Annotated in this window: 18 protein-coding genes; 5 read left to right on the top strand and 13 right to left on the bottom strand. The window is 63.2% G+C overall.

From position 1 onward, the window contains the following. Positions 1–48: 48 nt before the first annotated feature. Positions 49–939 carry a LysR family transcriptional regulator gene (locus AACV02_RS12745; protein WP_119740006.1) on the bottom strand — a complete coding sequence of 297 codons (891 nt, stop codon included), beginning with the start codon at positions 937–939 and terminating at the stop codon, positions 49–51. A gap of 128 nt (positions 940–1067) precedes the next feature. Between AACV02_RS12745 and ampC the strand changes: the two genes are divergently transcribed. After that, positions 1068–2222, top strand: a complete 1155-nt coding sequence (ampC, locus tag AACV02_RS12740) for a class C beta-lactamase (RefSeq protein WP_119740004.1) — start codon at positions 1068–1070, stop codon at positions 2220–2222. 118 nt (positions 2223–2340) lie between these two features. On the opposite strand, the gene dctM is transcribed toward ampC, so the two are convergent. From dctM to AACV02_RS12700, 8 genes are all read right to left on the bottom strand, one after another. After that, positions 2341–3621: a C4-dicarboxylate TRAP transporter large permease protein DctM gene (gene dctM / locus AACV02_RS12735; protein ID WP_119740002.1), complete on the bottom strand. Its 1281-nt coding sequence runs from the start codon at positions 3619–3621 to the stop codon at positions 2341–2343. Then, a complete protein-coding gene (locus tag AACV02_RS12730) occupies positions 3621–4253 on the bottom strand; it encodes a TRAP transporter small permease (RefSeq protein ID WP_119740000.1) in 633 nt (210 codons plus the stop codon). The genes dctM and AACV02_RS12730 overlap by 1 nt, the downstream gene beginning before the upstream one ends. A gap of 193 nt (positions 4254–4446) precedes the next feature. Further along, positions 4447–5430 carry a TRAP transporter substrate-binding protein gene (locus AACV02_RS12725; RefSeq protein ID WP_119739998.1) on the bottom strand — a complete coding sequence of 328 codons (984 nt, stop codon included), beginning with the start codon at positions 5428–5430 and terminating at the stop codon, positions 4447–4449. A 239-nt stretch (positions 5431–5669) separates the two neighbouring features. Next, positions 5670–6485 (bottom strand): HpcH/HpaI aldolase/citrate lyase family protein, encoded by an 816-nt coding sequence (locus tag AACV02_RS12720; RefSeq protein WP_119739996.1) that lies wholly within the window; start codon positions 6483–6485, stop codon positions 5670–5672. A gap of 15 nt (positions 6486–6500) precedes the next feature. Then, positions 6501–7694, bottom strand: coding sequence for a CaiB/BaiF CoA transferase family protein (locus AACV02_RS12715; protein WP_106578977.1), 1194 nt, complete (start codon positions 7692–7694; stop codon positions 6501–6503). A 9-nt stretch (positions 7695–7703) separates the two neighbouring features. After that, complete coding sequence (locus AACV02_RS12710) at positions 7704–9053, bottom strand: MmgE/PrpD family protein (protein WP_119739994.1); 1350 nt, start codon at positions 9051–9053, stop codon at positions 7704–7706. A gap of 10 nt (positions 9054–9063) precedes the next feature. Then, the gene (locus AACV02_RS12705) at positions 9064–10227 is read right to left on the bottom strand and encodes an acyl-CoA dehydrogenase family protein (protein ID WP_119739992.1); all 1164 of its coding nucleotides are present in this window, start codon (positions 10225–10227) and stop codon (positions 9064–9066) included. A 28-nt stretch (positions 10228–10255) separates the two neighbouring features. Beyond that, positions 10256–11074, bottom strand: a complete 819-nt coding sequence (locus AACV02_RS12700; protein WP_119739990.1) for an FAS1-like dehydratase domain-containing protein — start codon at positions 11072–11074, stop codon at positions 10256–10258. Between the two features lie 263 nt (positions 11075–11337). Between AACV02_RS12700 and AACV02_RS12695 the strand changes: the two genes are divergently transcribed. Beyond that, a complete protein-coding gene (locus AACV02_RS12695) occupies positions 11338–12237 on the top strand; it encodes a LysR family transcriptional regulator (RefSeq protein ID WP_119739989.1) in 900 nt (299 codons plus the stop codon). Here AACV02_RS12695 and AACV02_RS12690 read toward each other — a convergent pair. The 4 genes from AACV02_RS12690 to AACV02_RS12675 are packed head-to-tail and all read right to left on the bottom strand — an operon-like array spanning position 12224 to position 18461. Continuing rightward, on the bottom strand, positions 12224–15118 hold the full coding sequence (locus AACV02_RS12690; RefSeq protein WP_119739986.1) for a bpX6 domain-containing protein: 2895 nt from the start codon (positions 15116–15118) through the stop codon (positions 12224–12226). The genes AACV02_RS12695 and AACV02_RS12690 overlap by 14 nt on opposite strands. Then, complete coding sequence (locus AACV02_RS12685; RefSeq protein ID WP_119739984.1) at positions 15111–16916, bottom strand: hypothetical protein; 1806 nt, start codon at positions 16914–16916, stop codon at positions 15111–15113. Before AACV02_RS12685 ends, AACV02_RS12690 begins: the two co-directional genes overlap by 8 nt. Beyond that, positions 16903–17349, bottom strand: coding sequence for a bpX5 domain-containing protein (locus AACV02_RS12680; protein ID WP_119739982.1), 447 nt, complete (start codon positions 17347–17349; stop codon positions 16903–16905). The genes AACV02_RS12685 and AACV02_RS12680 overlap by 14 nt, the downstream gene beginning before the upstream one ends. Next, the gene (locus AACV02_RS12675) at positions 17346–18461 is read right to left on the bottom strand and encodes an AAA family ATPase (RefSeq protein WP_119739980.1); all 1116 of its coding nucleotides are present in this window, start codon (positions 18459–18461) and stop codon (positions 17346–17348) included. Before AACV02_RS12675 ends, AACV02_RS12680 begins: the two co-directional genes overlap by 4 nt. Before the next feature lie 91 nt (positions 18462–18552). On the opposite strand from AACV02_RS12675, the gene AACV02_RS12670 reads away from it, so the two are divergent. The 3 genes from AACV02_RS12670 to AACV02_RS12660 all read left to right on the top strand — a co-directional run bounded on the left by AACV02_RS12670 (position 18553) and on the right by AACV02_RS12660 (position 21768). Then, positions 18553–19041 carry a GFA family protein gene (locus tag AACV02_RS12670; protein ID WP_119739978.1) on the top strand — a complete coding sequence of 163 codons (489 nt, stop codon included), beginning with the start codon at positions 18553–18555 and terminating at the stop codon, positions 19039–19041. Between the two features lie 94 nt (positions 19042–19135). After that, entirely contained in the window at positions 19136–20959 is a 1824-nt protein-coding gene (locus tag AACV02_RS12665) for a serine hydrolase domain-containing protein (protein ID WP_119739976.1), read from the top strand. Between the two features lie 17 nt (positions 20960–20976). Next, entirely contained in the window at positions 20977–21768 is a 792-nt protein-coding gene (locus AACV02_RS12660; protein ID WP_119739974.1) for a MipA/OmpV family protein, read from the top strand. Positions 21769–21961 lie beyond the last annotated feature (193 nt).

Here is a 21961-nt window from a genome sequence, read left to right as displayed (position 1 = left end):
AGAGCTTCGCCGCCAAGAGATGTTTCATTTTGTTTCAAGATAGTGGCATTAAGACAGTTTTCCCGGCTGTGCACACACGTCCTGCAGCCACGCCTTGAACGCCAGCATCGCCGAGGTTTCGGCCCGCGACTGCAAACGCGTCAGCCAATAACTGCCGGTGGTGATGCCGATGCCGAACGGCTGGCGGATCACATCGCTTTCCAGTTGCCGCGAAAACATCATCGCCGGCGCCAGCGCAACGCCGATGCCTTGCAGCGCAGCCTCCATCATCGCCAGTGAGGAGTCGAACACAATGCTGCGCGGTATCAGGGTATCGGCGGGCAAACCGGCGGCCTGGAGCCACAGGCTCCATTCATCGGCGCGGTAGGAGCGCAGCAAGGTGTGTTTCAACAAATCGACGGGAGTGCGCAACTGCTCGGCAATGCTGGGCGTACACAGCAGGGTCAACGGCGCCGCCAGCAGTTCGCAGGCGTCGGTGCCGTGCCAGGCGCCGGCACCAAAGCGGACCGCGTAATCCAGGCCTTCGGCGGCCACGTCGACGCGGTTATTGTGGGTAGACAGGCGCAGGTCGATAAACGGGTAGCGCGCGTGGAAGTCCGGCAAGCGCGGCAGCAACCAGCCCACGGTAAAGGTGCCGACGGCCCCCACCGTGAGCACTTCGCGGTAATGTCCGCCTTCAAACTGGCTGAGGGTCTGGGCAATACGATCAAACGACTCACGCACCACCGGCAGCAACGTTTCGCCTTCACGGGTCAGCATCAAGCCGCGTGGCAGGCGCTTGAACAAGACTACATTGAGTTGGGCCTCCAGGCTTTTGACCTGGTGACTGATCGCCGCCTGGGTCACGCACAGCTCAATGGCCGCGCGAGTAAAACTCAAATGGCGGGCCGACGCCTCGAAGGCGCGCAAGGCATTGAGCGGCAAATGGGAACGCAGCATGCTTGACCCCAGATTTTCTAATGGCTGGTGCGAGATATCATCGGTTGTTCGCAGTGGGCAAACTGCCTACATTTGCGGCGCCTGCGCAGGCTATCTATTCAATCGATCATTCTCATGGAAGCCACATCATGCCCCAACTGTTTCTGTTTGGAGTGCGTAATTTAACCGCGCTGGCCGTATTGGCGGCGGCCGGCAACTGCCTGGCCGCCACCGACCTGCAGGCCGTGGTAGATGCCAACGTAAAACCGTTGATGCAACAACAGGCCATTCCGGGCCTGGCGGTCGCCGTGGTCCAGGACGGCAAGGTGCAATACTTTAACTACGGCACTGCATCAAAGGAAGCCAAGCAGCCGGTCAGCGAAAACACCCTGTTTGAAGTCGGCTCGGTGAGTAAAACCTTCACTGCCACCCTCGGCGGCTACGCCCAGGCGACCGGCAAGCTCAAGCTCTCGGACACCGCCAGCCAGCACCTGCCGGCATTGGCCGGCAGCGCCTTCGACAAGATCAGCCTGCTGCAACTGGCAACCTACACCCCCGGCGGCCTGCCCCTGCAATTTCCCGACGCTGCCGACAGCGCCGAGGCCATGCTCGGCTACTTTCAGCACTGGAAGCCCACTTACGCACCGGGCGCACAACGCCTGTATTCCAACCCAAGCATCGGGCTGTTCGGCTATCTGGCGGCACAAAGCCTGGGCCAGCCGTTCAACGTGGCCATGGAAAAAACCCTGCTGCCCAAGCTGGGCTTGACCAACACCCACATAAGCGTGCCCGCCGACAAATCCAGCCTGTACGCCCAAGGTTATGACAAGAACCTGAAGCCCATACGCGTCAGCCCCGGCGCGCTGGACAGCGAAGCCTACGGCATCAAGACCAGCGCCCAGGACCTGGCTCACTACATGATGGTGAACATGCACCCGCAAACCCTGGAAAAACCCCTGCAACAGGCGATTGCCACCACCCACGCGGGCTATTACACCGTGAACGGCATGACCCAGGGCCTGGGCTGGGAGCGCTACCCTTACCCGGTCACGCTGCAAGCCTTGCTGGAGGGCAACTCCACGCCTATGGCGATGGAGCCCCACACGGTCAACTGGCTGACGCCCGCACAGCCGCAACCGGCCAACGTGCTGTACAACAAAACCGGCTCGACCGGCGGTTTCGGGGCGTACGTGGTGTACGTGCCGAGCAAGGACATGGGCGTGGTGATGCTGGCGAACAAGAATTACCCCAACGCTGAACGAGTCAAAGTGGCACACGCGATCTTGAGTGCGATAGATCACTAAGGCCTCGAACATCAACTGTGGGAGCGGGCTTGCTCGCGAAGGCGCAGTGTCAGTCGGTGAAAATGTTGCCTGACACACCGCTTTCGCGAGCAAGCCCGCGTCCACATTTTTGACCGTGCTACATCCCCAACCAGTGCGGCAGCGCCAGCGAGATAAACGGCAAGTAAGTCACCATGATCAGGAACACCAGCAAGATCATCAGCCACGGCAATGCCGCGCGGATGGTCTGCCCCAAGGTCAGGCCAGTCACCGCCGAGGTCACGAACAGGTTCAACCCCACGGGCGGGTGCACCAGGCCGATTTCCATATTCACCACCATCACAATCCCCAGGTGAATCGGGTCGATGCCCAACTTCATGGCAATCGGGAAGAAGATCGGCGCCAGGATCAACACAATGGCCGACGGCTCCATAAAGCTGCCCGCCACCAGCAACACGATATTGACCATGATCAGAAAGCCGATCGGCGTGAGGCCTTCAGAGATCACCCAGGCCGTGATTTCCTGTGGGATCTGTTCAGTGGTCAGCACGTGGGCGAACAGCATGGCGTTGGCGATGATAAACATCAGCATGATCGCCAGGCGCCCGGACTCCAGCAACACCTTGGGGCAGTCACGCAACTTCATGTCCTTGTAGATGAACAAGGCCACGAACGCCGAGTACACCGCCGCCACCGCAGCGGCTTCGGTCGGGGTGAACATGCCGCTGTAAATGCCGCCGAGGATGATCACCAGCAACAGCAAGCCCCAGAAGGCGCGACGCGCACAGGTCAGCCATTCTCGAAACGTGGCACGCGGTTGAGCCGGCAGCTTCTTGATGCGCGCGACGATGTAGATCGCGACCATCAACATCAAGCCCAGCAGCAAACCTGGAATGACACCGGCCATAAACAGCTTGCCCACCGAGGTTTCGGTGGCCGCCGAGTACACCACCATCACTATCGAGGGCGGAATCAGAATGCCCAGGGTGCCGGCATTGCAGATGATCCCCGCGCCGAACTCCTTCGGGTAACCGGAGCGCACCATGCCCGCCACGGCAATCGAACCCACCGCTGCCACCGTCGCCGGCGATGAGCCCGACAGCGCGGCAAACAGCATGCACGCCAACACCGCCGCAATCGCCAGGCCGCCACGGATGTGGCCGACACAGGCGTTGGCAAAGTCGATCAAGCGCTGCGCCACGCCGCCGGTGGTCATGAACGCACCGGACAGCAGGAAGAACGGAATCGCCAGAAAGGTGTAGGCGTCGGAGGTTTCAAACAGCTTGATCGCCAGCGAACTCACCGAGTCCTGGCTGAACATCGAAATCGACACCGCGCCGGACAGCCCGAGGGAAATCGCAATCGGCACGCCCAGGAACATGAACACAAACAACAGCAAAAACAGACAGAGCACGGCCATCAGTGACGCTCCTCATGGCTGCCGGCCAACTTGCTGGCCTCGCCGGCCTCGTCGGCAAGGCCCAACCCGACCTGACGGTGGGTGAAAATGCGGTAGAAAATTTCCAGGTAGCGGATGAACACCAGGGCAAAACCAATCGGCACGATGATCACTATATCGCCGACGTCCACGCCGTATTGGTCGAGGTCTTCGGCGCCAATATGGGCGCTCATCACCGCGCTCACCCACTTGTAGCTGGCGACCATGAACAGCCCGGCGTAGGCCAGGCAGCACAGGCACGCGAGCATGCCGAGCAAGCGTTGCACCGGGCGCCTGGTCAGCTTGACCAGCGCGTCCACGCCAAGGTGGCCGGCAGTGCGCACACCGTAGGAGATGCCGAAGAAAATCAACCAGCCGAACATGGCCTTGGTCAGCGCCACGCTCCAGGTCATGTCCTGGGCCCAGGTCATGGTGTGATCGCCCAGGGCATTGAAGAAATTGCTGCTCCACGCCCACTTGTCCGCCAGGGAAAAGAACAGCGTGTAGATGTTGTTGAGCATGACGTAGATAAATGTCACCAGGGTCATGGCGGCCAGCAGGAAGGCGATAAAACCTTCCTCCAGGTGCTCCCAGACGCGCCTTAGCGTTTGCATGGCAAAACCTCGCGAAGCGGGAATGATGTCGGGGTGGAAACCGGATCAACAGGTGTGAGCGAACCACTGTGGGAGCCGGGCTTGCCCGCGATGGGATCAACCCGGTTCCACAGATACACCGAGTCGCCTGCATCGCAGGTAAGCCAGCGCCCACATAAAGCCGTTTCCACAGTAGGTTGGGGTGTTCGCCCAACTACTGGTTGGACGCGTCCGCCGCCTTGATCAGGTCAGCGCCAATCTCACCCTCAAACTTCTGCCACACCGGGCGCATGGCTTCGCGCCAGAGCTGGCGTTGCTCGGGGGTCAGTTCGATGATTTCGCTGGTCTTGGCGTCGATGATCTTCTGCTTGGCCGACTGGTTCAGCGCCTCGGCCTGCTTGTTCACCTCCACAGTGACCTCAAGCATGATCTGGTCCAGGGTGGCGCGGATGTCCGGCGGCAGGCCGTTCCAGAACGTGGCGTTGGTGATCACCATGTAATCGATCAGGCCGTGGTTGGACTCGGTGAAGTACTTCTGCACCTCGTTGACCTTCTGGCTTTCATAGTTCGACCAGGTGTTCTCGGTGCCATTGACGGTGCCGGTCTGCAGGCCTTGGTAGACCTCGGCAAAGCTCATCTTGCGCGGGTTGGCGCGGATCGCCTTGAACTGCTCCTCAAGCACGCTGGAAGCCTGCACGCGGAACTTCAGGCCACGGGCGTCCTTGGGTTCGTGCAGGGCTTTGTTTGAGGACAGTTGCTTGAGGCCGTTGTGCCAATACGCCAGGCCGAGGATGTTCTTGTCCTGCATCGAGGTCAGCAGATCCTTGCCCTGGGCGGCCTGGAAGCGGTCGACGGCGGCCAGGTCGTTGAACAAAAACGGCAGGTCGTAAATCTGCACTTGCTTGGTGTACTGCTCGAACTTGGCCAGGGACGGCGCCAGCATCTGCACGTCGCCCAGCAACAGCGCTTCCATCTCCTTGCCATCGCCGAACAGCGACGAGTTGGGGTACACCTCAACCTTGACGCGGCCCGGCAGGCGCTCTTCGGCGAGCTTCTTGAACAGCAGCGCGCCCTGGCCTTTGGGGGTGTTTTCGGCGACCACGTGGGCGAACTTGATCACAATCGGGTCCGCCGCCTGGGCCAGGCCCGCGGCAAACAAAGTGGCGGCGCACAGCAGCGCCCGAGAAAGCTTGAGCATGGACAATCACCTTCTTATTGTTGTGTTGTAGGGCAAGGTGCCTGATGTCACGTGTGTAGTGAATTTCGAATTTTAGATACCTGCGTTCGGCTAGGACGAACGCCGATGTTCAGAACAGTGAAGATCAAGTGTGGGAGCTGGCTTGCCTGCGATAGCGGTGTGTCAGGCAGTAGATTTGTTAGCTGAGCCACCGCAATCGCAGGCAAGCCCGCTCCCACATTTTGATTCGGTTTCGTCAGTCAGCGTCGGGCCGCCAGCAACCTCTGTGCGCGCAGCAGCACCGGCGCATCCACCATCTGCCCATCAATCTGATAGGCCCCTGCCCCGTGCGCGCCGGCATCCACTACGCGTTTGGCCCACGCCAGGTCTTCAGCACTCGGCGCCAGGGCCGCGTGGATCACCGCCACCTGCTTGGGGTGAATACACAACGCGCCGGCAAAGCCCATCTCGTAGGCGTGCCGGATCGAACGCCGTAAACCTTCCGGGTCATCGATAGCCGGGTGCACGCCATCCAGCGGCGCAACCAGGCCTGCCGCACGCGAATGCACGATCAACGCCAGGCGTGCCTGGTCGAGGGCGAACTGTGCGGCCGCGGAATGGCTGCTCAGGTTCAAGTCCAGCGCCAGGTCCAGGCCCCCAAACGACAGGCGCTCCACCTGCGGCGCACGAGCGATTTCAGCCACCGCCAACAACCCCCGCGCACTTTCGATAATCGGCCAGATCAGTTTGCCGGTGGCCGCGACCACGGCGACCTGCGCCGCGCTCTCGACCTTGGGCAGCAGCACGCCTGCCACATTTGCATGGGCTTTGCAGAACGCCACGTCCGCAACATGCTCGGCATGCTCCGGCGCGTTGATACGCACCCACACCTGGGCCTGAAGATGGCCTTGCAGAAACGCCCCGAGGTTATCCCGCGCCTGGCGTTTGAGCGGTTCTTCGACCGCGTCTTCAAAATCGACAATCACCGCATCGGCGCCACTGGCCAACGCTTTGGCAAACCGCTCCGGGCGACTGCCGGGCACAAACAAGGCCGAACGAACCAAAGGCTTTGGCATCACTTGAATTCCTTATTAGATAACGCCGCGCGCACGCAAAGTATCGATGGCTTCACCCGAGTAGCCGAGCTGTTCGAGGATGCCCTGGCTGTGCTGCCCCAGCGCCGGTACGGCATCCATTCGCGGGCTAAACGCGGCATTGCGCGCCGGTGGCAGCAGCGACGGCAATGGCCCGGCCGGGCTCTGGACTTCGCGCCAGCTGCCTCGCGCCTTGAGCTGCGGGTGGTCCCACACGCCCTGCATGTCGTTGACGCGCGCACTGGCAATCTGCGCGTCTTCCAAACGCTGGATCACCGCCTCGGCGTCCAGCTGCGCGAAGCTGTCGACGATGATCTGGCGCAGCACCTCACGGTTGGCCGAACGCTTGAAGTTGGCCGAGAAACGCGCATCGGTGGCCAATTCAGGCGTGAGCAGCACCTTGTCGCAGAACGCCGCCCATTCGCGCTCGTTCTGCAAACCGAGCATCACCGTGCCGCCGTCGCCGGTGGGAAACGGCCCATACGGGTAAATCGTCGAATGCGCCGCCCCGGCGCGCGGGGGTTGCGGCGCGCCGTCGAACGCGTAGTACATCGGGTAGCCCATCCACTCCACCAGGCTTTCGAGCATGCTCACGTCGATGCGGCTGCCCTTGCCCGTTTTGCCGCGCAGCAGCAGCGCCGAGAGGATGCCGCTGTAGGCGTACATGCCCGCAGAGATATCGGCGATGGAACAACCGGCCTTGGCCATCTGGTCGTCACCGGGGCCGCCGGTCACCGACAGGAAGCCGCCCTCGCTCTGGATCAGCAAGTCATAGGCCTTCTTCTTCTCGTAAGGCCCGCCCTCGCCATAGCCGGAAATATCGCAGACGATCAGCCGCGGGAAACGCGCGTGCAGCGCCTCAAACGACAAGCCCATGCGCGCGGCCGCGCCGGGTGCGAGGTTCTGCACCAGTACGTCGGCGTCGGCCAGCAGGGTGTCGAGGATGGCGCCCGCCTCGTCCTGCTTGAGGTCCAGGGTCAGGCTTTCCTTGGAGCGGTTGGTCCACACAAAATGCGAGGCCAGGCCGCGCACGCGCTCGTCGTAGCCGCGGGCAAAATCACCAGCGCCAGGGCGTTCGATCTTGATGACGCGGGCGCCCAAATCGGCCAGTTGCCGCGTGCAGAATGGCGCGGCAATCGCGTGTTCCAGGCTGACGACAGTGATGCCGTCCAGCGGTCGTTGATGAGTCATCACAATTCCTCAAAGCCAGTGGGCCATGGACGCGGCGTTACGCAGGTTCCAGGCCTTATCGATCAGTGCATCCGCCTGGGCAGGCGTGCGGGCGCCGCTGAAGTGGGTCAGGCGCTGGAATTTGTCCGCCAGCGCCTCACGGTTCAAGGTGTTGCCCGGGTCGCCCTTGGGCTCATCGATGGCGCCGTGCAACGTGCGCCCGTCGGTGGTGGTGACGCTGACACGGCCCAGCCAGCGTTGCGGGTAGGCGCCGTCCACTTCAGGGTCCAGCGTCATGCTGACCTTGTCGCGAAAGCTCGCAACGGCGGGATCGGTCAGCGCCAGGTGGTGAAACTCGGTGAGCCCGGCCTTGCCATGCACCGCGATCAGGCCGAGCACCGTGCCCATGGAGAACTTGGCCTGGTGCACGGTCGTGGGCACTGCCACGCGGCCCAGTACATCAATGGCGCCCTGATGCACACGGGTTTCCACGCGCGCAATCTGATCGGCGCCCAGCCCTTCGCGCTGCATCAAATCCAACAGCGCATCGGCGGCAGGATGGGTGTGGCGGCACGAGGCGTGAAACTTGAACGAGGTTTCCAGCAGCGCCCAGCGCGTGCCCAGGCCGGCCGACAATCGGCTCGGCTGCGCATCACTGGACATGCCCGCGGCCAACCCTTGATCGCCTTCAAGAATATTGCGCGCGCCGGTCAGGCCGTCCGCGGTCAGGTACGCGGCGAGCAAGCCATCGGCGGCAGCCTTGGCGGTGTGCAGTTGCTTGGAGTCGGCGGCGTCGCGCAGGAATTCCCACAGCCCAGCGGCCTGTGTGCCGGCGCTGCCGAGCAGATTGATGAATTGCTCTTCGTTGAAATCCAGCAGCTTGCCCACCGCAACGGCCGCCGCCAGGGTGCCGACAGTCGCCGTGGTGTGGAAGATGCGGTAGTGAGAACGCCCCATGAATTCGCCGATGCGAATCCCGGTCTCATAACCGGCCACCGACGCCAGCAGCAACTCGCGACCGGACTTGCCGAGGTCTTGCGCGGCGGCCAAGGCTGCTGGAAATACCACCGTGGCCGGGTGCAGCACCGAGCTGTTGTGCAGGTCATCCTGCTCCACCAGATGGGACGAAGCGCCGTTTACCAGCGCGGCGAAATACGCGCTGCTGCTGGCGCCACTGACGATAATCTGCGCCGGGCCGCTGCTCGGGCCCATCTTGTGCGCATAGCGCTCGAACAAAGGAATCGGGTGCGCGCCCTTGCTCGCCAATGCGCAGGCGAGCCAATCCAGGTACAGGTCTTCGGTGCGCGCCAGCACGTTTTCGGGCAACTGTTCGTAGTTCAACTCGGCGAGGAACCGACACAGGGCTTGGGTATGGCTCATGGTCAGGCCCTCAGAAGCTGCGTGGCAGTTCGAGCAAATGCTCGGCCACGTAGGACAGGATCAGGTTGGTGGAGATCGGTGCCACCTGGTACAGGCGCGTTTCGCGGAATTTGCGCTCCACGTCGTATTCGCAGGCAAAGCCAAAGCCGCCGTGGGTTTGCAGGCAGGCGTTGGCCGCTTCCCAGGACGCCTTGGCCGCCAGGTACTTGGCCATGTTGGCGCTGGCCCCGGCGTTCTTGCCGCTGTCGTATTCCTCGCAGGCACGCCAGCGCATCAGGTCCGCCGCCTCGATTTCGATGTGCGCTTCGGCTATCGGGAACTGCACGCCCTGGTTTTGCCCGATGGGCCGGCCAAACACCACGCGGTCGCGGGCATACGCGCTGGCCTTTTCGATAAACCAGCGGCCGTCGCCGATGCACTCGGCGGCGATCAGCGTGCGCTCGGCATTCAGGCCGTCGAGGATATATTTGAAGCCCTTGCCCTCCTCGCCAATCAGGCTATCGAGGGGCAATTCGAGGTTGTCGAAGAACAGCTCGTTGGTTTCGTGGTTAACCATATTGGCGATGGGCTGCACGGTCAGGCCGTTGCCGATGGCTTCGCGCAGGTCGACCAGGAAAATCGACATGCCTTCGGACTTTTTCTTCACCTCGGCCAGCGGCGTGGTGCGCGCCAGCAGGATCATCAGGTCGGAATGCTGCACCCGCGAGATCCAGACTTTCTGGCCGTTGATCACGTATTTGTCGCCGCGTTTGATCGCGGTGGTCTTGATCTTGGTGGTGTCGGTGCCGGTGGTGGGCTCGGTGACGCCCATCGATTGCAGGCGCAATTCGCCGCTGGCGAGTTTGGGCAGGTAGAAACTTTTTTGCGCTGGGCTGCCATGGCGCAGCAAGGTGAACATGTTGTACATCTGGCCGTGAACCGTGCCGGAGTTGCCGCCGCAACGGTTCACTTCTTCCAGAATCACCGAGGCTTCGGCCAGACCCAGGCCGGAGCCGCCGTATTCTTCGGGGATCATCGCCGACAACCAGCCGGCGTCGGTCAGGGCCTTGACGAAGGCTTCGGGGAAGCCTTTTTCTTCATCGATCTTGCGCCAGTAAGCGGCATCGAATTCGGCGCACAAGGCGCGCACGCCTTCGCGGATGGCATTGAGTTCTTGGTTGTCATTCGGGTTCATTAACGGCTCTCCGCCTGTTGTTCTGGTGTTAGTCGAAATGCAGTTCGGCTGTTTGCGCCACGCCGTCGGCATTGCCCGCCCACAACTGGGCCACACCGGGCGCTGTCACGCGCCCGCCCACGGTAAATGGCTGTGGCGCAATCAACGGGCGCACGCCGCGATAGGCAAAACGGCGCAAGGTGGCGCCTGGGTGCGCGCGGCAAAAGGCGCGCAGGCTCAAGGTGGCGATCAACGGCCCATGCACCACCAGGCCCGAATAGCCTTCGGTGCCGGTGACATAGGGGTAGTCGTAGTGGATGCGGTGACCGTTGAACGTCACGGCGCTGTAGCGAAACAACAGGGTTGGCGTGGGGTCGACACTCTCACGCCATTCACCCTCGGCGAGTGCGTCGCCGCTGCCTGGCTTGGGCGGCGTGGGTTCGCGGTAGACGATGTCCTGCTCTTCGCGAATCGCCAGGCGCCCATCCTGGGAATAGTCATGGCGCACGGTGACAAACAGCAGCGCGCCGGTGCGGCCGGTTTTTTCTTCGACGTGGGTGATGGTCGACACGCGGGTCGCCGCCTCACCGGCGCGCAAGGCATGCAGGAACTCGATACGCCCACCGGCCCACATGCGATTGCGATTTTCCGCCGGCGGCAGAAACCCGCCACGGGCCGGGTGGCCGTCAGTGCCCAGCGCCGATTCCGGCAGTGGGTCTTGAAAGAAACACCACTGCCACAGCGGTGGAACGGCTTCGCCCTCCAGGGGCACCGCCGCGCTGAAGGTCGCGGCAATGCGCTTGAGTAGGTTGTGGCTCAGGTGGTCGTGGGCGGTTTCACTTCGGCCGATCCAATCGGTGGCGCTCATCGGGTACACATCCTCTGGCAGTGGTGGTCTGCCCCGGATCATGCAAGCGCCCGCCCGTTCTGAGAATTTGCATTTCAATAAACCAGCGTTCGGTTATGCTGAACGCCACTCATCACACCTCGCACTAATGTGGGAGCGGGCTTGCTCGCGAATGCGGAATGTCAGTCAACTCATCTGTAGCTGACCCGGCGCTTTCGCGAGCAAGCCCGCTCCCACATTTGGATCCTCAGTGTGATGAGAATTGTGTACACCCAGGAGCCGCCATGCACTTCGATCTCGCCGACCTGCGCCTGTTTATCCATATTGCCGAATCCCCCAGCCTGACCCAGGGTGCCAAGCGTGCGTTCCTCTCGCCCGCCGCCGCGAGTGCGCGGATCAAGGCGCTGGAAGGCCAGCTCGAAACGCGGCTGCTGTACCGCGACAGCCGTGGCGTGGAGATCACCCCGGCCGGAGAGCGCCTGCTGCACCATGCCCGGCTGATCATGCGCCAGGTGGATTACCTGAAAAGCGAGTTCACCCAATACGGCGTGGACTCGGCCGGGCATATCCGCATCTTTGCCAACACCACGGCGGTCACCGAGTTTCTGCCGGAGGTGCTGGCGGGCTTTTTGTCCCAGCGCCCCGGAGTCACCGTTGACCTGCAAGAGCGTCTGTCCCGCGATATCGTGCGTGGCGTGCTGGATGGCACCAGCGACATGGGCATCATCGCCGGGCCGGTTGAAGCGGCAGGCTTGCAGGTGCTGCACTTCAGCACCGACGAACTGGTGCTGATGGTGCCCGTGGGTCATCCGTTGGCCGACCAGCCTTCAGTGACGCTGGACCAAACCCTCGCCTACCAACATATCGGCCTGCACGAAGGCAGCACGCTATTGAGCTTTTTGCGTGAACACGTGGAACGGCTCGGCAAGCATTTGTCGCTGCGTATCCAGGTGTCGAGTTTCGAGGCGATTTGCCGGATGGTCGAGGCCGGCGTGGGCATCGGCATCATCCCCGAATCCGCCGCGGTGCGGCACAGCCGGACCATGCAGTTGGTGGCGGTGAAGCTCGATGAGCCCTGGGCGATTCGCGAGCGGAGCATTTTGGTGCGCGAACTGGAAGCCCTGCCCGGCACCATTCGGGCGCTGATCGCCACCCTGATGCCGGACCCACTCAGTGCAGGCTGATGTTGCGCTGGCTGGCGGTATCGATATTGATATGGCTCAGTCGGCCCTGCCCGTCGAACAGCAACAAATCAGACCCCAGGCGGCGAAGCTGGGCCGGCGATTGCGGCCAGTGCAACGTGACGCAAAGCCGATCGCTGGTACGGTGGATCACGTGCCAGCAGGTGTCGTGCTCCTCAACCCGATAACTGATCAGCAACCAGTCCTCAAATAGAAACGGGCTGACGGACTCATCCCATTCCTCGTCCGGCAAGTTGCCAGGCAGCCTGTAGCCCTTTCTAACCCCGTGCTGCTTAAGGACCAGAATGGGTGTGCCATCGTCGTGCTTGATCCGATACTGCGCCGATTCAGCGGTGGCACTGGGAACCTGGAAGTCCGTCGCCACAATGTCAAACGCGCTTTCGCGGCTGACCAGGCGCCGCTCCGGCAGACGATAATGCCACAGCATCAGGCACCCACCCGGCGCTGACAACCACAGGTATTCGTTGTGTTCATCGACCTTGATGGCCCGCACCGACTCCGGCAGATCACTCACATGCCAGAGCGTTTCAAAGCCACGATCAACATCCACCACGCGCAACTGCGGGCCTTTGCCGATGGTCCAGCGGCTGCCATCAAACGCGTTTGCAAAGACATCCATGGCCAGTACACCGAGGTCTTTGGCGACACGATTGACCAGGTCCAGTTTGCTCACGCGCCATACATTCCCCCGCCAGATCAGCACCAACGCGACCTGTCGGCTATGGGCAATCACGATCTTCTGCGCCGGCACCGCAAAGTGAAACAACGCTGCGCCCGCCGCATCCACTACCATCACCCCCGCCTCGCCCAGCGCCACCAGGTAACGCTCATCCTCCAGCGGCGCCGCGTCGAAAATCGGCCGGCTGCCGGCGGCCGGTGCAGACCACTCGCGGAGTACACCCAAACGCTCCAGCGAGACCACAGGCGTGCGCTTCAGCGCCTGGCCCGGCAAGTCTGCCTGAAGCGCTTTGTCGCGACTCATCTTGACCAGCGCTTGTAGCTGGTTATGGGTCAGTTGGCCCTGATCGCTGAATTGATCGGCCAGAATCGCGTGCACGGTGGCACCGGCCAGCCAGGCCAGGGCGGTGGTGTTGGCCTTGTGCAGCAATAAGGCTTGCGCCAGGGCGGCGCGTTCGCTGGCGCGTGCGGGGTCGTCACGCAATTGCTCGACCCACGGCCCGTAAGCGTGCAGCGTTTCGGGCAACAGGATCGCGCGTTTAACCAGCGCCTCAATGCCCAAGCGCCCGCCGGCCGCCTCGGCGTTAAGCAGCCATTGCGCAGCGCGTGGGCGTTCAGCCGGCAGGCTCCAGATCACATCGACGGCTTGCAGCCACAGGCCTTTGGCGATCAACGACTCGGCCCATTCCAGGCGCAAGCGGTCGGCGGCTTCCGGCGACTTGGCCTGGAGCATCACCACGGCGTCGGCGAACGCGTTGTCGCGCCGCGCCACCAGCACGGCGCGCTGCCACTGCTCTGCCAGGCACAGCAGGCGCACGATCACCGCGGGCGGCATGTCCCAGGCCAGAGCCAGGTCGGCGGCCTGCTGATAGCGCGCGTGTTTCTCCAGGTAATCGAGGGCTTGCTGGTGCTCTTTGAGCAATTCGGCGAGTACAAACACCGCTTCCTCGATACGACCAGCACGGTCCAGGCGCTCAAAGGTCTGGCGATACACCTGGCGCAAGTGCTCGGTCAAGTCGTCTTCGAACAGCATCGAGCGCGCCGGGCCATGCTGCTGGCTGAGGCTCAAGTCCTCGCGACGCTGGGGCGTACCAAAGCTCTGTTCACCGCTGGAGGCACCACCGTTCAAGGGGATGGCGTGACGCAAGGCTTCTTCGAAATTGCCGTCTTCGAACATCTCCAACATGCGCTGCATGTAGGCGGCCTGGCGTTTGCCATACAGCTTGGAGAGCTGGGAATGCTGGGTCAGCCGGGTCAACAGGCGGCGCCACGCAGCAGGTTTGTGCCTGCGCGGGGTGGCACGCGCAGCGATGCCTGGGTTAGCGGGTGCGCGGGCCACCGGCCTGGGCGCCGCTTTGGCGGGTGCCGAGGCGCCACGGTGCAGGAAGCGGTTCAACCCGAACAGCAGCGCGGTGATCACCACCATCCAGATCAGCGCGCCCAGGAGCGTGCCGCCGAGGGACTGTGTGTGGGTGGCCAACATGGCGGCGGGCTCGCTCTGGCCGAAGAGGCGGACCAGCCCACCCAGCAGGAGCAAGCCGATCACGATTTTCAGCACCGGGGAAGAGACTTCGCGGGCGCCGTTTGCGTTGTTTTGCGCAGACGCCGCGCTGGCGCCCGGCCCTTTACTCGGCGGGTGACGCGGGCGCTCCAGCAGCGCTTGCATGATTGCTTCGCGCTCCGGGCTGACGGGCTCCAGTGGCCCGCCGAGGATTTCACGCAGGTCGGTGACCACCGCTTCCGGCAGCGTTGCCGGCAACGGGGTATGGCAGTCAAAGGTGTCAAGCAGCGTGTAGGTGCTGATGTCGAGCCACAGCCCGGGCTTCAGCACCTGTGCATCGCGCAACTGCAGGGCGTGGACATGACTGCCGCGCACCAGCCACAGGTCGGCAACGGGCAGCCCGCGCAACTCCTCCGGGTGCAGCGCGGCAGATGACAAGCCCCGGCCCTGGCGGATCAGCGGCCAGCCGAGCAGGCTTTCGCAATGCACCGGGCAAGGTCTGTGGAACTGCAACAAGTCGCCGTCGGCAAAGCGATAGGCACGCGCGTCGGTTTGCCAATAGTCGAGGATCAAGCGCCTGCGCTCGCCTTCGTCAAAACGCTCGGCGGCAAACCATAGGCCGTCAATCTGTTGGTGCCCGGTGAGTACCGGGCGGCGAATCAGCAGCTGTTCTGGCTCAAGCATTGGCAGCGTCCTGGGTGAGCTGCGGTGCCTGGTTGCACATCACTTGCAAGCGCATGGCGCGCTCGCCAACCGAGTAAACCAGTAATTCGCGGTCAGTGGTCAGTACGGCGATCAAGCCGCTCATGGGGCAAAAGCTCGCGCGGGCAATCGGCGCCGAGGTGGTGAACAACGTGCGCTGTTGCCCCTCGGCGTACAGCCCGACGCTGTGCTGGTTCGGCCCCAGCAGCACCAGTGAGTAACGCGACCGTTGGGCGTACGTGTAGTGCAGGCCGATGGCTTTCCAGCCGGGCGCCAAGTCGATCTGTTCGTGTTTGGTCGGAAAACTTTCATGGGTCACCAGGCGCCAACTCTGGTGGCCGCCCTCGGTGGTCAGCAGCGCGCAACCGCCGCAGTACTGGCGCCAGTAAAAGTTGGCGGCCAGCAACACCTGGCTGACGCCCGCTGCCGAGCCGACCGCATGACCATTGGTACGTAAACCGTCAGCAGACCCGGAATACGCGACGATCTGCCCGCCTTCGCTGCGCGCATAAGCGATGGTCAAGGGGTCGACCTGCACCAGGCTCATCACGTCATCCGCCACCCGGCAGAGTTCACGCGACTTCCAGTAGGCAAGCCGCCCCTGGCTGTCGAGCAAGTACACGCGCACGGAGTTCTGACTGTGCAGCCACACGCTCGGCAGGAACGTCGCAGTGCCCGGTGGCAGTTGCAGCTGTTCACGGTTGGGTTTGTCGACGGTGGGCATACCGGGGATGTTCCAGAACGTCAGGCTGTCGTTATCACTCAACACGGCCCCGAGGCTGCGGTGGTGAAAGGTGGTGCTCAAGACGCGCTGATGTTTGCCCCACAGACGGCGTCGAACCTCCAGGGACTTTTTCTGGTTCTTGTGCGGCAGCTTGATCACCACCATGCCCGGCTCATCGAGCATGCGCAGCGCCACATAGTTGCCGGCGCTGGAGATTACCGGCGGCAAGGTCAAGGCGACGCGTGGCACCGCACGTGCGAGCTTCGACGGCGTCGCCTGGCCTTCATCGTCGAACTGGCCTTTGAGCAGTTGCACCGCGCGCCCTTCATCCGGCATAGGTAACAGCACGCGCCGCACCGATCCGGCCTGCAATTCGAAGGACAGACTTTGGCCATCCAGGCTTCGCTGCACCTGCACCCGGTGTGTACAGGTCTTGCTCGTGTCCTTGGGCAAGCGCTGCCCGACGGTCCAGCATTCACCCAGCGTCTCACCCTGCGCGGCCAGCCATTCCTGCCAGGCGTGCCAGTGCGCCGGGGCGACACTTTCGTAGGTGCGCGCCTTGAGCAGCCGTTTGAGCTGCCCCGCGCTATCGAACGCATGCAGCACCGGCGCGCCTTGCAGGATGCCCCAACGCAACTGTGCGCCCGCCTCCTCGGCACGCCGGGCCAGCAGCATCAGCAAGGCGATATGCACCAGCCGCGCGGCGCCCCACTGCAACGGGCCGGCGTCGAACAGCACGACAATCAGGCGGTTGGCTTCACGGGCGCGGTATTGCGGCGCCAGGAACATATGCTCGCCGCCGACAGCCCGGCGCATAAACTCATCCGGCACTTCATCGGCCAGCAGCCATTCGCTGGAAAGCAGGCGCTCGTAAGGCCCACGGCGTTGCAGATCACCCACGCCATCCGGCTCCGGCACCCCGCCTTGCTGCCGACCGCGCAGTGGCCCGAGCACCGGGTTGAGGCGCCCCAGCAAGTCGGCGAACAGCGGTAGATGCTGCGGCGCAAACCACTCCAGCCACTGGCGCCAGGGTTGCAGGGCTTCAGGCAGTTGCATGGCGGGCTCCCCACTGCGTCGCGATGCGCTGAAGGTGTTCAACCGTCACCGGCAACAGGCGATCCAACGGCACGACGGCTTGCGGTTCGCGCCATAACAGCAAGGGCGAGCGCTTGAACCGTGCCGACAGCGTTTGGCCGAGCACGTCCACCGGCGCTGTCGGCTCCCAACTGGTGGGCAGCCACAGCCCCGGCGCACCGGGGTGCACTGCGGCGTAGGCCACGCCGTCGACCCACGGTAAATCCGCCGCCGCCCCGGTGACCACCAATACATTGCCATTGGCGGTAGCGTGCAAGCGCGCCGCCTGTTCATCGGCGAGCAGCCGCAAGCGCGCATGCAAGCGGCGCGCGGCGTCGCCCCAGGCAACGGCGGCTTGAGGGTCGGCCGGCACCTGCCTCGGGCGCCAGCTCCAGGCGTAGTGGTCGGCACTCATGGCGTCAGCATTCGGGACAGTTGCCCGCGTACCTGCTGCAAGGGTTCCGGCATGGTCTCGCTATTGAAGTTGGCGTCGATCTCGCGCAGCAGCCCTTCGAGCGCCGGGCTGCCGGGCGGCTCGCTGCGGGCCAGGTAGTCTTGGGCCGTTTCGAGCAAGCGATTCAAGCGCGACATCGGCTGCAAGGTGGCCTCTTCGACCGCGCTGAACAAATGGCTGTTGCTGGACGCGGCAAACAGGTCGCGCAGTACCTCGCGGCCATGCTGCTGAGCCTCTTTGGTCGGCAGCACATACAGCAGCGGCCACAGGTCAGCGTCGCTGGCTTGCAGCCGCCCGCCCAGCAGCGCGGCAGCCGCGATCAGCCGTTGGGACTTGACGATACGGCGGTCCGACAACGGGATGCCGGCTTCGCGCAGGCGCCGAATCGCCTGGGCCAGGGCCGGACGCACGGCGCCCAGGTCGACGTTTTTCAGGGCCTGGCTGAGCGTGTCCAACTGCGCCAACCCGAGCAACTGTTGCACGGGCCGCTGTTCCGACTGCCAACCGCCCGCCAGCATGGCTTCCAGTTGATTGTCCGGCACCGACTCGACGAACAGGTGCAACAGGAAGCGGTCGCCAAATGCCGCCAGCGCTTCATCGTCCGGCAAGCCGTTGGCCGCGCCGACGCACACCCGCAGCGGGCATTGGATTTGGGTATGGCCACGGCGAAAGCGGCGTTCGTTGAGCACGCCCAGCAAGGTATTGAGGATGGCGGTGGAGCCCAGGAAGACTTCATCGAGAAACACGATATCGGCTTCCGGCAGCATGCCGCTGACGTCGGTTTCCACCGTGCCTTCACGCAGTTTCTTCAGGTCCACGGCACCGAAAAGCTCCGACGGCTCAGTGAAGCGCCCCAGCAGGTACTCGAAGTAACGCCCGCCCATGGACTGCGCCACTCGGCGTACCACGGCGCTCTTGGCCGTGCCGGGCGGGCCGATGACCAGAATGTGCTCCTGGGCGACCGCCGCCAGCACAATCAGCTCGGCCAACTGCTCGCGCCCGACCAAGCCTTCGGTCGCCGTGCGCACAGCGTGGCGGATTTGCGTGGCAGCGCTTTGCAACTGAGCAATCATGGGTGTCTTCCCTGAAACCAAAGCGGGGAATCTTGCCTGAGGCTAAGGTATTAGCAAAGCGTTGTTACAACCTGCCTTGAGGAGTCAGCCCATGCAACTCGAAGGATCCTGCCATTGCGGCGCCGTCACATTCAGCCTGAACAGCCAGCATCCATACCCCTATCAGCGTTGCTACTGCTCGATTTGCCGCAAAACCCAAGGCAGCGGTGGCTACGCGATCAACCTTGCCGGCGATACCCATAGCCTGAAGGTGCAGGGGCGCAAGCACATCTCGATCTACCACGCCAGGCTCAAGCCCGAGGGCGCCAGCCGCGCGCACGCGAGCACTGCCGAACGGCATTTTTGCTCGCAGTGCAGCAGCGCCTTGTGGCTGTTCAGCCCGGAGTGGCCGGAGCTGATTCACCCGTTTGCCTCGGCCATCGACACGCCGTTGCCGGTGCCGCCGGAGCACACGCACCTGATGCTCGGTTCCAAGGCGCCGTGGGTGGAAGTCAGCGTGCGCAAGGGTGACCTGCAGTTCGACGAATACCCCGAAGAATCCATCGCCCAATGGCATGAGCGCCTCGGGTTGACCCGTTAACAGTCTTTGACAGTTTCCCGACAAAGCTCCCAAAGATTGTTGGCCCGCGCAGCCCTAGCATTCGAGCATCCAACTCACCATTCGGGTGCTCTTCATGTTTCGCACATTGCGCGGTATTCCGCTGTTGGGTTGCCTGCTGGGTACGCTCGGTTGCCACGGGCAATCGCCTGCCCCGCCTCCGATTCCCAAGGGCGATTACGGCGCGATCATCCGTTACCTGCAAGCGCGTATTCCGCGTGAAATGGGCCGGGAAAATGTGCCGGGCCTGTCCATTGCGCTGGTCAATGGCCAGGAGCTGATCTGGGCGCGCGGCTTCGGCATGGCCGACAAAGCCCAGGGCGTGCCGGTGACAGCCAATACGGCGTTTCGCGCTGGCGGCATCTCCAAACTGCTCACGGCCACGGCGGCCTTGCAGTTGGTCGAGCAACAGCGTCTGTCGCTGGATGCGCCGATCCAGCAGACCCTGCGCGAGTTCCATGTCCGCTCACGCTTTCACGACGACCCGGCGGCAGCGGACCGCGCGATCACCTTGCGCCGCTTGCTCAGTCACCAGTCGGGCTTGCCCAGCGAACACTTGCGCGACCTGCGCAGCACCTTCGCCATGGGCCAGATGCCGATGCGTGTATCCGGTGTGTGGCTGAGCAGCCCACCGGGTGCCCAGGTGGCCTACTCCAACCTGGGTTATTCGTTGGTCGGCGCCGCGATTGAACGCAGCAGCGGCAAAGCTTTTGAAGCGCAGTTGCAAGGCAGCCTGCTCAAGCCACTGGAGATGAACCAGTCGAGTTTTGTCGGTACCGGTGCGCAGATGAGTTACCGCGCGCTGGGCTACGAAGACGGCGTCGCCAGTGCCGATGCGCAAGTGCGCGACCTCGCTGCCGGCGGTTTGTGGGCAAGCCCGAAAGACCTCAGCCGCTACGTGCAGATGCTGTTTGCGCATGGGCTCTACAAAGGCAACCGGGTCATCGGCAGCGCGTCGATCGATGAGATGTTCACCCAGCAAAACACCGGCAATGCGCTGGACTTCGATTGCCAGGTGGGCCTTGGCTGGTTCCTGGCACCCTGTGGCGATGAACCGGTTGCCCCGGGGATACGCACGTATCAGCACAGCGGGGGTGGCGACGATTTTGCCGCGCAACTGAGCGTGCTGCCTGATCAGCAAATGGCCGTGATCGTCATGGCCAATGACAGTAACGCCGAAGACCTGGTGGCCAGTCTTGCCACCGACGCCCTGCGCTTGATGCTGCAGGCACAGACCGGCCAAGCGGTCTGCGCCGACGACTGCCAGGCACCCAGTCACGGGCTCAAATTGCGTCACGTGCCGGCTGCCATCGACCGCAAGCGCCTGGCCGGCTTTTATGCCACGGCCTGGGGCGTGTTCCGGATCAAGGATGAGCCTCATCAGCTGTCGGGCGAGTTGGCCGGTTTGAGCTTCGAGTTGTTACGCGACGATCAGGGCTGGCTGCGCGCGCAGAAAAAAATCTTCGGTTTCTGGCTCAAGGACCTCGGCGACCTGGGCCGCGTGCAGCTTGATGTGGTGAAGGTGCAGGGGCGCCAGATGCTCACTGCGCGCACTCACGGCCAACGCATCGCCATCGGCGAGCGCATCGACCCGACGCCGCTGCCCCTGGCCTGGGCCGACACCATCGGCACGTATCAAGTGCTCAACACCCACGAGCCCGATGCGCCGTTGAGCGGCATCAGCGTGCGCCTGGAAGAAGGATTTCTGGTGATACGCGGCCAGTTGCGCGACGAGCCGCTGACCGACTACATCCTGCTCCCCGTCGACAACGCCCACGCGGTGCTGGCCGGCAACGGCTATGGCCTGGGCGACACCGTGAGCCGCCAGGTCAATGGCCTCAGCGCGTCGGGCTACGCCTTCAAACGCACGAATTCTCCCCACAACCGCTTGAATTTCTGACACGGACGAACCCCCTGATGCGCTCAAAACATTTCTGCCTGTCGTTCACCTCGCTGTGCCTGCTCGCCGCTGCCGACACCGCGTTTGCCGAAGACTGGCAATACAGCCTCAAGGCCGGCGTGGCCAATGCGCCGCGCTACAGCGGCAGCGACGAACGCATGACCGCGCCGCTGCTGGGCGGCGCCATCGTCAGCCCGTGGGGTGTTTTTCTCGACACTGACAAGGGGCTTGGCTGGGGTTACGAAGGCCACGCCCTGAGCGTGAGCGCGTATGTGGGCGCCAGCGGCGCGCGCAGGGACAAAAACCAGAGCTTGCATGCCGGCTCCAAGCGCCTCAAAGGCATGGGCGAGATCAAGGCGCGTCCGCAACTGGGGGTAAGCGCCAGCTATAACCTGGGTGGCGTGATTGTTGGCGCGACCCTGGAACATGCGCTCAAGGAAGACGACCACACGGACACCGGCAGGGCTTACACCCACCTGGAGCTGAGCCTGGGCACCAACCTGTATGAAGGCCGTTACGGTTCGGTCGAGGCCAGCTTGAGCAGTCACTTTGGTGATCGAGCGTACTTGCAGACCTGGTACGGCGTGACTACCGGGCAGGCGGCGCAGAGCCGCTTCAAGGCCTACAAGGCGGGCGCGGGCAATATCAGTAATGGCATGAACCTGGTGTGGAGCGTGCCGATCAGCGAGCACACGCAGTTCTCGACTTTGCTGGATGTGCAGTATTTGGCGGATGAGGCGGGCAAGAGCCCGATTGTGGAGCGGCGGTTGCAGGCGTCAGTGGTGGGGATGGTCGAGTACGCGTTTTGATGGGGTAATGGATGGTTGGGGGGCGGCGGGTGTCGGTGATGCGTCTGTGTTGGGGGGCATATCCGGTGTTTGGGAGATGGCGGCTTATGGTGCCGCCCTTACGGCGGGTCACTTTGGAAAAGCCCCAAAGTAACCAAAGGGCTCTTGCCCCACCACTCGGCACCTCGCTCACGCTTCGGTGTGCCCGAACGAA

The sequence above is a fragment of the Pseudomonas sp. Larv2_ips genome (assembly GCF_963879675.1).
Lineage (GTDB): Bacteria > Pseudomonadota > Gammaproteobacteria > Pseudomonadales > Pseudomonadaceae > Aquipseudomonas.
Note: the sequence above shows the minus strand (reverse complement) of the source record. Positions and strands in the feature narration are given on the sequence as shown.